The following is a 12,464-nucleotide window of genomic DNA, read 5'->3' as shown; positions in this document are numbered from 1 at the left end:
GCTGATTTCTTTTTCTCTAAAGCCTAATAATTTATAAATTAAACAGGCTCTATGAATAAAATTAATGGTTTTAATATAAGGGTTTATGCTATCTGTGAGCATGAAGGAAAGATGCTGACAGTTTACGAGTATAACAAGGAAGAATTTTATTGTAAGTTGCCCGGTGGTGGCTTGGAATTTGGAGAAGGAATTCTGGATTGTCTCCACAGGGAATTTTTGGAAGAACTAAATGTTAAAATTGAAATTACAGGTCATCTCTATACACAGGAAGATTTTATACAGTCTATATTTGACGGAAGCCAAATCCTTATAATCTACTATACGGCAAGAATTCTTGACGTTGAAAATCTTAAAGTGAATACAGATGATATTAATAGGCTCGAATGGATAGATATAAATGATAATCCCTTTGGACTACTTACTGATAAAATAGCCCTCCAAAAATTAAGAGAAAAACATTCAATACAAGTTAATTAAAAGCATTTAATGAGTTTCTTCATTGTTTAATAGTGTTGAACTAAAGAAAGCAATTTCTAGAATATTAACTTGATACATAAGTAGAAAAAAATCCCCCCGCTGCCTCACGAATCCTTTCGCATGGCACTTTACTCTAATGACTTTCAATAGATTATCTCATAAAAAAAGCCACCTATTACAGATGGCTTTTTTTTTCATATGAAAAATTCTTTTTAAGATCCGATTGGAACACAAGAACAAACACAGTCATAAATGCCTTGATCAGGATCACAAACATAAATAGATTCACATTTAAGATAGTATTTTGCAGGACATGTGATAGGAGTACCTGATCCGATAACTGATTTCATTTCTTGTCTTGAAATTTTCTTAAAATTTTTCATGAATTTTTTATTTTATGGTTATTTATCAAATATAAATAAATTAACTATAAAATAGCTCTTAATTTTTATGGATTATTAGTCATCGCCGCAAAAGATGCCTGTAACTCTTCTTCTGTTTCGGGTAGCTGCACTTTTAACCCTCGTGTAATGCGGGATTGAATGTCTTCTGCAACTGGTTTGAAAATTTCATGATACTTCCCAAAAGCAGTTCTATAATCATCATTGGCGTTAAGCTCCTTTGCTAGCAACGTTGCACCTTGTAAAGCCAGACTTGTCCCCATTCCTGTAAAAAAGCTTGGAGCATGTGCTGCATCTCCAAGTAAGGCAACACGCCCTTTCGTCCAGTTCGGTATATGAATCTGACAGGCTTCATCAAAATACAAATTGTCAGAATGCAGCATGGTATCTAATATTTCAGGGATTTTCCAATTCGTATTGTTGCCAAAATATTCTTTCAGAATTTGTTTGTGCTGTTCATTATTTCTATAATCCCAATCCAATTGAGGTGCTCTAAACATGAGTATAGCGTTCGCTCCCTCTTTAAAATGGTAGATAACAGCTTGTTTACCCAACTCCCGGTATACGATTCCCGTATTACCCGACTTACCTGTTTCTATATGATCCGCTTTAGCAAAAGCAAAGTAAACACCGAAAAACTTTTTGAAATTTTCTTCAGGACCGAATACAAGTTTCCTTACAATAGAGTGCGTACCATCTGCCCCAAATACAAAATCAAAACTTCTGTCCGCTCCATGTTCAAAGGACACATCAACCCGATCTTCATGTTGGATCAATGTTTTTATGCTGTTTCCGAAAACAATTTCGACTTCATCCTTAGGAACAATATCAAAAATAATATCTACCAGGTCGCTGCGATGGATTTCAATATCACCGAGATATTCTTCCAGTGCATTGATTGAAAAAGTAGTGAGTGTTTCACCTTTGGCATTGACAACCTCATCGGTATGGATAAATTCCTGGTCTTTTATTTTTTGTAGTATTCCCATTTCTTTTACAATATCCAGGGCTTTGCCACGGACATCGATGGGTGAACCGCCGCTTCTAAGCTCTTTGCCGATTTCTACGACTGTCACCTTATAACCAAATTTGTTTAACCAATAGGCTAATGTTAATCCGGCAAAGCTTGCCCCTGAGATCAAAACTTGTTTTTTCATAACTTGAAAATTTAATTGTTATTGTAACATTGATAGAACAAAATTAGCAGTAACTTTACGATTAAAATACTCCAATAGCTATTAAAAATAGTCGTAAAAATTATGAGCAATGCAGATCATAAAGATATAGACCACAGAATTCTTGAATATGCAACCAAGGTAGGACTGACTACACTGGACGAGCTACAGTATGTCGAGGTCAAACTTTTTAAAGCCTTCACATTTTTGCCGGATATAGCCATGCATTTTGGTACGTTTAACATTAAAAAGAATTTTATCCGCAAAACTGCAACCTCATCGATCAAAGACAGTATTGGGTTTTTATTTTATAACATCTTTGATGATGACGGGACCTCTTCTGGTACAAGTACAATCAAACTGCCCGGAGATGCACCCTTTGTACGTATATTCCCATTTACGATACAGCAGAAAATCAATTTTACAAAAAATACACAGGCCACCTATGTTTCCATCAGCATCAGTGCCGATTATCTGAAAAGTTTTCTGAAGGAGGAATCTCCCTATTTTCAATTCCTGTTCGATGATACCAACAGTTTTCTGATTGAAGAATTGATGACGGATGATATTTTACGCACCGTAAACGACATCGTGAAAAAAGAAGCGCCAGACACAATGAAAAGTTATTACTACAAGATCAAGGCAATGGAACTTCTTTTTTATTTATTTGAAAGTTTGCGCAAACGGGAAAGTTCAGTCCACCAAAAACTAAGCGGAAAGGAAATAAAATCTATTTACCAGGTGCGCGACAAAATAGTTTCTTCATTAAGCCAACCAACCAGCATTGCAGAACTGAAACAAATTGCAGGAATGAACGAACTTAAGCTCCGCAGAATATTCACCCAGGTTTTCGGCATGGGAATTTACGATTACTATCAGCATTTACGCATGAAAGAAGCTGCCCGGCTTTTGCGGGATGAAAAACTATCCGTATCAGAAGCAGGCTATCAAATGGGGTTTGAAAACCTAAGTCATTTTTCAAGAGTATTTGAAAAACATATGGGTCAAAAGCCAAAAAAATACAGTAATAATCTGAAATAAAGGAAGGCAAAATAATTCAGTGCATCCTGGTCTTTTACGCCTGAACTACACAAAAAGAGTTTCCTTCAGGATCAAGCAGGACTACATAGTCAGCATCCGGTTCATAATTCCAATCTTCTACTTTCGTAGCTCCAATGCTGAGCAGCCGATTAACTTCTTCTTTCTGATTTTCCGTTATGAGATCGATATGATGCCTCTTGGGTTCATCGGAACTGGTTAACTTCAACGACAATTGCATCCCTGTACCATTTTTGGGGATTAAAATCGCAAAATCGATATCGGGATCTCTTTTAAGCTCGTAATTTAATGCCTTGCACCAAAACGTAATGGCTCTGTTAAGGTCCTTTACCCCCCAAACAATTGAAAGTATTTTTAAGTCCATGAGTCTGCATTTAATTGTTACAATATTACCTTTTTCGGGCAGGATAAAAAGGTAAAACTTTCAGATTTTTCATTTACAATCTTCCCTCTAATTGAAATTTGAAGTAAAAAGACTGTTCTCTTAAGTTTTATGGTAATACTTCTTCAATCAAAATTTCATTTCGTTGGAAGAATCAGTCGATAACTTCAGCAACCACTTTCGTTTCTTTTCCTAATAAATCTTTCCTGTACCTGATCCCCCATTCACCCATGGTATCAATAATCGTATGCAGGCTTTCTCCAAAACAGGTCAGTTGATAATCTACGGAAACGGGCATGGTGTTGTTTTGGGTCCTTTTGACCAGATTATTCATTTCGAGGTCTTTCAATTCTTTGGAAAGGGTTTTGGAAGCAATCCCTTCCACCTGTCTTTTTAAATCCATAAAACGCATCGTCCCCACATAATAAAGATGGCTTATAATAAGGGTTTTCCATTTTCCATCAAGCAGATCCATGGTATCCTTTACTCCGCGGATGTGGCTTTTGCATTTTTCTCCGATTTCAATTTTATCTTTTTTCATACCCTGAAATTATTAATCAAAATTACGCAAATCTTCCTATAAAAATTCACCTGGTTACTTTTTTGTAACTGGTTACCAACAGGGAACAGGTGTATTTTGGAAACCTAAACACCCTAACTTTGTACCATAAATGAGATTAAAACCTCAACAGATTTTAATAAAAAACACTCAACATTATGTCATTACAGGAAACATTACAATGGAGATTTGCCACTAAAAGCTATAATGGTAAAACAATAGAAAATGAAAAGATCGACCAGATCCTTGAAGCGATTCGTTTGTCGCCTTCGAGTTCAGGTTTACAGCCTTTCAAGGTTTTTGTGATCACCAATCAGGAATTAAAAGAAAAGTTATATCCTTTTTCATGGGAACAGAAGCAGATTCTTCAGGCTTCTCACCTGCTGGTTTTTGCCGCATGGGACGAGTACACTCCGGAAAGAGTGAATACATTCTTCGAATTCAGCAATAAGGAACGTAACCTGCCTTCCAGTGCCACTGATGACTATCGTTTAAAACTTCTCGGCATCATGGATCAGAGAAGTAAGGAACAGCATTTTGTGGGTGCTGCCCATCAGGCTTACCTTGCATTGGGGTTTGGTCTTCTTGCCGCTGCCCATGTGAAAGTAGATGCTACTCCTCTGGAAGGATTCGACAGTGAAGCGTATGATGAGATCCTTAATCTTCGTGAGCAGGGATTGAAGAGTACAGTTCTTTTGGCTTTAGGGTATAGAGATGAAGAAAATGACTGGCTCGTGAATCTTAAAAAAGTGAGAAGGCCTAACGAGGAGCTTTTTGTAGAGCTTAATTAGGGTTGATTAATCGCTAAGACGCAAAGTTTTTTTATAGATATAATGCTGCTTTAAGGTGCAGGAAAATCTAAAATTTTCGATAAGTGCTATTATATAAACGTATTATATTTTACCCAGATATGTCATTCCGTAGGAATCTCAACAATGCATTTTTAAAAGCTTCGTTTAGATTCCTACGGAATGACAATATTGTGGATAAGTATCCTGGAATTGTATTCAATAAAAACAAAATTCTTTATTGGAGATAAAATCCGTGCTCTTTAATAGAGAGAATTATTATGAGTGCTGTTGCACTTGGGCTTTAGGTCTGTACTTTTTATCCAGCTCATGAATAAGATCCATTGTTGTAGCAGACAATATATAAGCGTCTTTAACCTTTTTAGAAGCCTTATCATAGAGGTAAACAAATTCGAAAGGATCTTCAATATGCTTGATCAACTCTTTTTTGTATCCTCCCTTTTCAATGATATTCGCCATATAATACCCCGGAATATGACCACTTGTACTCCAGCTGTTGATGAGTTTATTGATCTTTAATTTCGAACGGTCTAATGGTTTTACGGATAGCAGAGAGTCCATATTTTTAATCACTTTCGCTCCCTCGGTGAGAAATTCTTTACCATACTCTCTTTGAAATTCCAAAAGCTTCATCGCATCATCACCCTCGTACCGCTTGTCAACAAGATCCGCACTTCCTTCATTTAATATTCTCTGAAGAATTGCCACCAATACTTTATCCTGATCTTCGACATCAAATACCAGACGGGGCCTTAATACATGCTGAAATTCATGACCTCCCAGTACTCCCATTTTATTATTGTCGTGAAAATATGCTGCAAGAAGTGTGAACACCATCCATTTGCTTTCCACGTGGGCATCATTGTGAATAGGAATGATCGTAATTTTATATTCAGGAGCTGTGGTATGATTCTTCTTTGGAAGCATCTGATAAGTATATTGATAGCAGGTTTCAAAATACTTTTTAGGGTCTTTTTTGATCTCTGTAAGATACTTTTTCATCTGGTCCTCATTCACTTTATACTCGTTCACATTATAGATCCACCAGTTGTTGTTTCGGTCTTTCAGTTTTTCCTGCAATATGCTGCTGTTTTTTGGCATATAAACGATCTCCATCGTCTTTCTGTAGCTTTCTGTATAGGTACTGTCTACTCCCTGATCCTTCAGATAAACCTGTATAGCCTCATTTTTCAGAAACTGATTCCAGGTTTTCTTATCAAGGGGTTCATTCTTCTTTAAACTTTCAGTGATTTTAAAATATTCCCAACATGACGAATCATCGAAAGTTTGAGAATAAGCCAATTGGGCTGTGAGAAAAAGAAAAAAAGTAAGTAAAATTCTCGGTTTCATTGATTTATTTTTTAATACAATAGTGTATGGCTAAAGTACTAAAAAACACAAATGTTGTGTAATAAATTTTGTAGGGGCATATTGTTAAATCCAGCTGGTAAAATAAATGATGTTTTGGGGTTAAAAAATCTAAATTAAATTTCACCCTTCAAAAACAGAAACTTCTCGATACGATTTTTTCAAAATCTACTCGAAGTGACGTACCCAATTTTCTCTATACTTATATAAACTTTGATCTTCCGTCAGATCGAGTGTTTTTCGTTAGAAAAATGTATCGAGATCTGTTCAAAAATAGGGTAATAGAACTATACTACAGCCCTGATGATCATTGTCATAAATAGTGTCTTGCATGTAACAAAAACAGAAAGCCTACCGTTACCGATAGGCTCTCAATTAAAAACAAAAACTACTCACTTAAAAACGCAACGGCTTTCGCCACAAACGCATTATGATTCTGAAAGAAAGACGCATGTCCGGAATCCGGAAAGACCACAAGATCGGCATGCTCTAAATTTTGTTTCATATTCTGTGCATTCTGAACCGACACGGGAAGATCATTTTCTCCATGAGCGATCAGAACAGGTTGTTTGATCATTTTTATATCTTCAAGCGAATTAGGATCAGGCTGTGCCCAGCTTAAAACGGCCGTAAACTGTGCATTGGATGTTGCATCGCTTAATGCAAGATCTCTGTCTGTGGTACGGAGCTGGATTCTTTCATAAGAAGCTTTTCCGGCAGCAACACTCGCAGCAGATTGGGTAAATCCAAACTTCAAAAAGGATTCTTCAGGTCCCAATCCTGCAGTTCCGGCAATGATATTCGGCAGGTTGGATAATCCGATCGCTCCTTTAGGTCCGGTACCGGTTAAGATCACTTTATTGATCAGAGCTGGCTCCGTCAGAACAACCCGCTGAGCGACAAATCCACCCATCGAAAAGCCCATGATATTCACTTTGGTCAGGTTAAGCGCTTTGATAAAAGCGATGGCATCATCAGCCATTCCCTGTACGGTATTCGGTGTTGTTCCTTTTGAAGAAGCTACCCCCTGGTTATCAAAGATGATGATCTTATATTTCTCAGCCAACCCATCGGTTACCGCCGGATCCCAGTCGTCCATAGAACCTCCTAATCCAGGTAATAATACCAGAGGTATTCCACCTTCTTTCCCCCATGTACGGTAGGCGATGTCGTTACCTTTTACTTTAATAAATTTTGTTTTGGCGTTACGATGGTTCACCACCTGTACTTCCTGGGTAATGATCTCGCTTTCCTCACTGCAGGAAACCGTCACTACTGAAAATAATGTTACACATAAAATACTTGCTGCTGAAATGGTTCTGAATGCTTTCATTGTTGTTTATTTTTGTATGATTATGGTGCAAACATAGCCCCTACAGAAAGGCAGAACACTGACAAAGTATTTGAAACAGACAATTTCAGGGGTTAATCAGACATTTGGAAACTTAAAAAAATTACAGCCTCTTCCTCTTTCCGGTTTTCATTCTTTTTTACTAAACTTTTTTGATTTCAGATCATTTCCGTAATCAGGCTACGTGATCCCTCAATCCGGCTACGTCAAGCCAATACAATAAGGTGACCTTTGTATCATTAATTTTAAATAAGAATACAATGAAATCAAGAAAATTGAGAAACCTCGAAGTATCGGCTATCGGTTATGGCAGTATGGGACTAAGCCAGGGATATGGTTCTATACCTGACCGGAAAGAATCCATTGACTTACTTCACAACACCTACGACATGGGCTGTACCTTTTTTGATACCGCCGAAGCCTACGGAATGGGCAGCAACGAAGAGTTACTTGGTGAAGCCTTAACAGGAATCCGAAATAAAGTAACTATTGCCACCAAATTCTGGATTCAGGAAAGCATAGAATCATATTCCACGGGGAAACTAATGGAGATCATCAAAAGTAAAGTGGAAAATTCTTTAAAAAGACTGAAAACAGACCATGTCGAATTGTATTATCAACACCGCGTTAACAAAGATATTCCTGTTGAGGACATTGCGTATTGTATGGGTGAACTGATCAGGGAAGGAAAAATCCTGGGCTGGGGCCAGTCGCAGGCTACAGAAGAGGAAATTCGAAAAGCCCATGCGGTCACACCGATCACAGCCATTCAGAGTGAATATTCAATTATGGCGAGACAGTTTGAGAAGGATGTGATCCCAACATGTGAAGAGCTCGGAATCGGATTTGTAGCTTTTTCACCATTAGCCAATGGCTTTCTTTCCGGTCAGGTAAATACAGAAACTGAGTTTAAAGGAATTGATGCCCGAAGAGTCATCAACCGTTTTGAGAAAGATAATATTATTGCCAATCAGCCATTGCTTGAACTGTTGCATGAATTTGCCCTGCTCAAAGAAGCAACTCCTGCACAAATCTCTCTCGCATGGATGCTGCATAAAAACAATTTCATCGTTCCAATCCCCGGTTCCAGAAATCTGCAAAGGATCGCAGAAAACATGGGTTCAGCGGATATTATACTCAACGACAGTGAATTTGATCAGATAGAAAGAGCACTATCTACCATTCAGATTTACGGTGACAGAAGAGACGAAGACATTGCCAGACTAAGAACATTAAAAGATTAATTTTACCTAAAAAGAATCAATTTCACAAAGAGATTTATTCCTAAATTGTACAAGAATTTCCTGATTAAATACATTCATTGAAATGGATAAAAATATTCCACAAAAATTTGAATCTTTATCCGATCTGCATAAGGTGTTAGGGCTCCCAAAGCCCTTACATCCTTTGGTGAGTTTTATCAATATCAAAGACATTACGGTTCAGCCTGGAGAAATGTCTGAAACCATGATTCTGAATTTCTACAAAGTCGCATATAAAACAGAAATGTGCAACCAGGCAAGATACGGACAGAATTACTACGATTTCAGAGAAGGTGGACTCATATTTACTGCTCCCAATCAGGTCTTTGAAAGTCCCGATGGCAGAGCGAGTTCCGGCTATATCCTGTTGTTCCATCCTGATTTTCTTCTGTCCTATCCAATAGCTAAAAAGATTAAGGAATACGGCTTCTTTTCCTATGCCGCCAATGAAGCTTTACATCTTTCAGAACAGGAAAAGGAAACCATTATGGCAGTATTTGCCATCATGGAAGAAGAATTAAAAAGCAGGATTGATGATTTCAGCCAGGATGTAATGATTGCACAAATAGAGCTTCTTGTAAGCTATAGCAACCGATTTTACAAACGTCAGTTTATCACCCGAAAAGCCGCCAATCACAGCATATTGGAAAAATTTGAAGAAGCGCTTGATCAATATTTCAATACTTCTTCCCTGCCTGAATATGGAATTCCCACAGTGCATTCTCTGGCAGAAAAACTCAGTATTTCTCCCAGCTATCTGAGTGACCTTTTACGATCATTGACTGGCCAGGGCACTCAACAGCATATTCATGATAAGCTTAATAATCTCGCTAAGGAAAAGCTGTCAACAACTCAATTATCAATCAGTGAAATTGCGTATGAGTTAGGATTTGAACACCCACAGTCTTTTAGTAAGTTTTTTAAGAAAATGACGAAGATGAGTCCGGTTGAATTCAGAGAGTCGTTTAATTGATGAGTAGAACGATTTTTTTGATCTGCGTAATCCGCGAGATACAATAATACCCTGTCATTGCGAGGAACGAAGCAATCTCAACAGCAGTATCATTGAACCATCATCAAAGAATTTTTTGAAAAATTGCTGCTAGGAAAAAATATTTCTCTATTTTTGTATCGATCATTACAAAAATAAAATGAGAGGAAGACCCAACATTCACGCCAGCACAGAACTGATAGAAAAAGCACAGGATATTTTCTGGAAAAAAGGATATACTGCCACTTCTTTAAGTGACCTGCTATCCATTACGGGAACCGGAAGCGGAAGTTTTTACAATACTTTTAAAGGAGGCAAAAAACAGGTCTTTCGCGAAGCGATGCAGCAAAGAAGAGAAGCTTTTGCAGAATTTAAAAATGAATTGGAAAAAAGCGAATCTCCGATTGAAATGATCAAAGATTTTTTCAGAAGCATTGCTACCGAAGACCAAGCTGCCCATCTTAAGGGTTGTATTATTGCCAACACCGTTGTAGAAATGACTTACATTGATGAAGAGCTGGAAAAAGAATCAATACAAATTCTAAAAGAGGTAGAGGAAATGTACACAGAAAGCATTCGTAAAGCACAGCAAATAGAAGAAATTAAAAATCAAACCGATGCTTCGATACTAGGAAAATATCTCATCACCTTCTGGTGTGGATTGAATACCCTAAGGAGAATATATCCCGACAAAAAGATACTGTCCCAACAAATAGAAATGCAATTAGCTGTCCTCAGCTAATTTTTTTATCCATTTTTGGATTGATCATTACAAAAATAAAATAACAACAAAATGAATTTAGAATTGACCTCAAAAAGAGCGTTCATCAGTGGCTCAACCCAAGGAATAGGTTTTGCAATCGCCAGACAATTACTACAGGAAGATGCTGAAGTTATCATTAACGGAAGGGAAAAAGAGAAAACCGAAAATGCAGTTAATCAACTCAAACAGGAATTTCCCAATACAGAAGTATCCGGAATCGCCGCAGACTTTTCAAAGAAAGAAGAAGTACATGACCTGCTTGAACAATTGAATGATATTGACATCCTGATCAATAATGTTGGAATTTTCGAGTTGAAAGACTTCGAAATGATCACCGATGAAGCCTGGTACAGCATTTTTGAAATTAATGTTATGAGCTCTGTAAAACTCTCCAGACAATTACTCCCCGAGATGTTGAAAAAGAAATGGGGAAGAATCATTTTCATCAGCAGTGAATCAGGCGTCAATATTCCTGCCAATATGATCCACTATGGAATGACAAAAGCCTCTATGATGGCTATCAGCAATGGCTTATCAAAACTTACCAAAGGAACAGAAGTGACAGTGAATACTATTCTCGGTGGCCCTACTTACTCTGAAGGTGTTGCAGCTAATATTGAGACGATTGCAGCCCATCAAAATATTGGCATTGAGCAAATGAAAGCGGCGATTATCAAGCAAACCAATCCAGACTCATTATTGCAAAGATTTATTAATCCAAAAGAAATCGCTCATCTGGCAACTTATCTTTCAAGCCCATTATCTATAGCCACCAATGGAGCAAGTTTAAGAGCGGACGGTGGGGTTTTGAAAACAGTATAAATTAGACTCAACTTTTGAAATTTCCGGCTACAACAAAATGCGTTCTGGCTACGTAGAAAAAATGCTTTCTCAACAACTTTGTAGAGTAAAAAAACAAGTATAAAAATGAAAGTATTCGTAACAGGAGCCACAGGCTTTATAGGCTCAGCAACCGTAAAAGAATTATTAACCGGAGGACACAAAGTTCTGGGACTGGCCCGATCAGAAGAGGCAGCCAACAGATTGAAGGAAGCAGGTGCAGAGGTCTACTATGGAGATCTTAGTCAACCCGAAACATTAATCGATGCTGTAAAAAGCTCCGATGCCGTGATTCATCTTGGATTTATCCATGATTTCAGTAAGTTTAAAGAAATGTGTGTCCTGGATGGGATGGTCATCGAAACTATAGGTGCTGCATTGGAAGGAACAGAAAAACCGTTTATCATTACTTCCGGAATCGGAGTGATCCAAAAAGAAGGAATCGTCACGGAAAATGACATGCCTGAAGGGGATGCAATTCCAAGGATTTTAACAGAGCGCGCAGCTGATAAAGTTGCTGCTAAGGGAGTGCATGTAGCAGTAATGCGCTTTCCACCAGTCGTTCATGATCTTGGAGATAAAATAGGCTTCATCCCATCTCTGATCAGCATTGCAAAAGCCAAAGGTTTTTCAGCTTTTATCGACAACGGGACAAATTTCTGGCCAGCCGTACACCGCAAGGATGCAGCTAAATTATTCCGCCTCGCTGTAGAAAAACACTCAGGAAGCGGAACCCGCTATAATGGCGTTGCTGAACAGGGAATCGAGTTTAAAAAAATCGCCGAAATCATAGGTTCAAAACTAGGTTTGCCAACACGTTCGATTGCTGCCAGTGAAGTTGAAGAACACTTTACCTGGTTTGCGCATTTTGCCAAGTTCAATATTTTGGCATCAAGTACTGAAACGCAGAAAACATTGAACTGGCAGCCTACTGAAATTGAATTACTGCCGGAATTGGAAGGTGAAGTTTACTTTCCTGCTTAATAAATCGTAAATTTACTGTATCACATCAGAGAAGAATATGCTG

The 12,464-nt window shown here is 37.9% G+C and carries 14 protein-coding genes; 8 read left to right on the top strand and 6 right to left on the bottom strand.

Annotation, left to right across the window (positions count from 1 at the left end):
* The first annotated feature begins 51 nt into the window (after window positions 1-51).
* Entirely contained in the window at window positions 52-477 is a 426-nt protein-coding gene (locus CEY12_RS00785; RefSeq protein WP_089025885.1) for an NUDIX domain-containing protein, read from the top strand.
* Window positions 478-689: 212 nt separating this feature from the next.
* Here CEY12_RS00785 and CEY12_RS22815 read toward each other — a convergent pair whose 3' ends face one another.
* Window positions 690-860, bottom strand: a complete 171-nt coding sequence (locus CEY12_RS22815; protein ID WP_410493875.1) for a bacteriocin-like protein — start codon at window positions 858-860, stop codon at window positions 690-692.
* 65 nt (window positions 861-925) lie between these two features.
* Window positions 926-2,035: an FAD-dependent monooxygenase gene (locus tag CEY12_RS00780; RefSeq protein WP_089025884.1), complete on the bottom strand. Its 1,110-nt coding sequence runs from the start codon at window positions 2,033-2,035 to the stop codon at window positions 926-928.
* Window positions 2,036-2,137: 102 nt separating this feature from the next.
* Between CEY12_RS00780 and CEY12_RS00775 the strand changes: the two genes are divergently transcribed.
* Window positions 2,138-3,094, top strand: a complete 957-nt coding sequence (locus CEY12_RS00775; RefSeq protein ID WP_089025883.1) for an AraC family transcriptional regulator — start codon at window positions 2,138-2,140, stop codon at window positions 3,092-3,094.
* Between the two features lie 34 nt (window positions 3,095-3,128).
* On the opposite strand, the gene CEY12_RS00770 is transcribed toward CEY12_RS00775, so the two are convergent.
* Both CEY12_RS00770 and CEY12_RS00765 read right to left on the bottom strand, forming a co-directional pair.
* Complete coding sequence (locus tag CEY12_RS00770; RefSeq protein ID WP_089025882.1) at window positions 3,129-3,476, bottom strand: VOC family protein; 348 nt, start codon at window positions 3,474-3,476, stop codon at window positions 3,129-3,131.
* 172 nt (window positions 3,477-3,648) lie between these two features.
* Window positions 3,649-4,035 (bottom strand): winged helix-turn-helix transcriptional regulator, encoded by a 387-nt coding sequence (locus CEY12_RS00765; protein WP_089025881.1) that lies wholly within the window; start codon window positions 4,033-4,035, stop codon window positions 3,649-3,651.
* 176 nt (window positions 4,036-4,211) lie between these two features.
* Here CEY12_RS00765 and CEY12_RS00760 point away from each other — a divergent pair, with 176 nt between their 5' ends.
* Window positions 4,212-4,844, top strand: a complete 633-nt coding sequence (locus CEY12_RS00760; RefSeq protein WP_089025880.1) for an NAD(P)H-dependent oxidoreductase — start codon at window positions 4,212-4,214, stop codon at window positions 4,842-4,844.
* A 276-nt stretch (window positions 4,845-5,120) separates the two neighbouring features.
* On the opposite strand, the gene CEY12_RS00755 is transcribed toward CEY12_RS00760, so the two are convergent.
* Both CEY12_RS00755 and CEY12_RS00750 read right to left on the bottom strand, forming a co-directional pair.
* Window positions 5,121-6,212 carry a DUF5700 domain-containing putative Zn-dependent protease gene (locus CEY12_RS00755; RefSeq protein WP_089025879.1) on the bottom strand — a complete coding sequence of 364 codons (1,092 nt, stop codon included), beginning with the start codon at window positions 6,210-6,212 and terminating at the stop codon, window positions 5,121-5,123.
* A 406-nt stretch (window positions 6,213-6,618) separates the two neighbouring features.
* Entirely contained in the window at window positions 6,619-7,563 is a 945-nt protein-coding gene (locus CEY12_RS00750) for an alpha/beta fold hydrolase (protein ID WP_089025878.1), read from the bottom strand.
* A gap of 278 nt (window positions 7,564-7,841) precedes the next feature.
* Between CEY12_RS00750 and CEY12_RS00745 the strand changes: the two genes are divergently transcribed.
* The 5 genes from CEY12_RS00745 (at window position 7,842) to CEY12_RS00725 (ending at window position 12,421) form a co-directional block, all read left to right on the top strand.
* Complete coding sequence (locus CEY12_RS00745; RefSeq protein ID WP_089025877.1) at window positions 7,842-8,825, top strand: aldo/keto reductase; 984 nt, start codon at window positions 7,842-7,844, stop codon at window positions 8,823-8,825.
* 82 nt (window positions 8,826-8,907) lie between these two features.
* Window positions 8,908-9,816 (top strand): helix-turn-helix domain-containing protein, encoded by a 909-nt coding sequence (locus CEY12_RS00740; RefSeq protein ID WP_228409756.1) that lies wholly within the window; start codon window positions 8,908-8,910, stop codon window positions 9,814-9,816.
* A gap of 178 nt (window positions 9,817-9,994) precedes the next feature.
* Entirely contained in the window at window positions 9,995-10,576 is a 582-nt protein-coding gene (locus CEY12_RS00735) for a TetR/AcrR family transcriptional regulator (RefSeq protein WP_089025875.1), read from the top strand.
* A 51-nt stretch (window positions 10,577-10,627) separates the two neighbouring features.
* Window positions 10,628-11,419, top strand: coding sequence for an SDR family NAD(P)-dependent oxidoreductase (locus CEY12_RS00730; RefSeq protein WP_089025874.1), 792 nt, complete (start codon window positions 10,628-10,630; stop codon window positions 11,417-11,419).
* A 105-nt stretch (window positions 11,420-11,524) separates the two neighbouring features.
* Complete coding sequence (locus tag CEY12_RS00725) at window positions 11,525-12,421, top strand: SDR family oxidoreductase (protein WP_089025873.1); 897 nt, start codon at window positions 11,525-11,527, stop codon at window positions 12,419-12,421.
* Window positions 12,422-12,464 lie beyond the last annotated feature (43 nt).

Origin of the sequence: Chryseobacterium sp. T16E-39 (assembly GCF_002216065.1) — a bacterium.
GTDB lineage: Bacteria > Bacteroidota > Bacteroidia > Flavobacteriales > Weeksellaceae > Chryseobacterium.
The sequence above is the reverse complement of the archived record's forward strand: the minus strand, read 5'-3'. Positions and strand labels throughout refer to the sequence as shown.

What these genes read in the sequence shown, in the direction of transcription:
- CEY12_RS00785 (WP_089025885.1), top strand. Translation starts at nt 52, where the DNA reads ATGAATAAAATTAATGGTTTTAATATAAGGGTTTATGCTATCTGTGAG.
- CEY12_RS22815 (WP_410493875.1), bottom strand. Translation starts at nt 860, where the DNA reads ATGAAAAATTTTAAGAAAATTTCAAGACAAGAAATGAAATCAGTTATC.
- CEY12_RS00780 (WP_089025884.1), bottom strand. Translation starts at nt 2,035, where the DNA reads ATGAAAAAACAAGTTTTGATCTCAGGGGCAAGCTTTGCCGGATTAACA.
- CEY12_RS00775 (WP_089025883.1), top strand. Translation starts at nt 2,138, where the DNA reads ATGAGCAATGCAGATCATAAAGATATAGACCACAGAATTCTTGAATAT.
- CEY12_RS00770 (WP_089025882.1), bottom strand. Translation starts at nt 3,476, where the DNA reads ATGGACTTAAAAATACTTTCAATTGTTTGGGGGGTAAAGGACCTTAAC.
- CEY12_RS00765 (WP_089025881.1), bottom strand. Translation starts at nt 4,035, where the DNA reads ATGAAAAAAGATAAAATTGAAATCGGAGAAAAATGCAAAAGCCACATC.
- CEY12_RS00760 (WP_089025880.1), top strand. Translation starts at nt 4,212, where the DNA reads ATGTCATTACAGGAAACATTACAATGGAGATTTGCCACTAAAAGCTAT.
- CEY12_RS00755 (WP_089025879.1), bottom strand. Translation starts at nt 6,212, where the DNA reads ATGAAACCGAGAATTTTACTTACTTTTTTTCTTTTTCTCACAGCCCAA.
- CEY12_RS00750 (WP_089025878.1), bottom strand. Translation starts at nt 7,563, where the DNA reads ATGAAAGCATTCAGAACCATTTCAGCAGCAAGTATTTTATGTGTAACA.
- CEY12_RS00745 (WP_089025877.1), top strand. Translation starts at nt 7,842, where the DNA reads ATGAAATCAAGAAAATTGAGAAACCTCGAAGTATCGGCTATCGGTTAT.
- CEY12_RS00740 (WP_228409756.1), top strand. Translation starts at nt 8,908, where the DNA reads ATGGATAAAAATATTCCACAAAAATTTGAATCTTTATCCGATCTGCAT.
- CEY12_RS00735 (WP_089025875.1), top strand. Translation starts at nt 9,995, where the DNA reads ATGAGAGGAAGACCCAACATTCACGCCAGCACAGAACTGATAGAAAAA.
- CEY12_RS00730 (WP_089025874.1), top strand. Translation starts at nt 10,628, where the DNA reads ATGAATTTAGAATTGACCTCAAAAAGAGCGTTCATCAGTGGCTCAACC.
- CEY12_RS00725 (WP_089025873.1), top strand. Translation starts at nt 11,525, where the DNA reads ATGAAAGTATTCGTAACAGGAGCCACAGGCTTTATAGGCTCAGCAACC.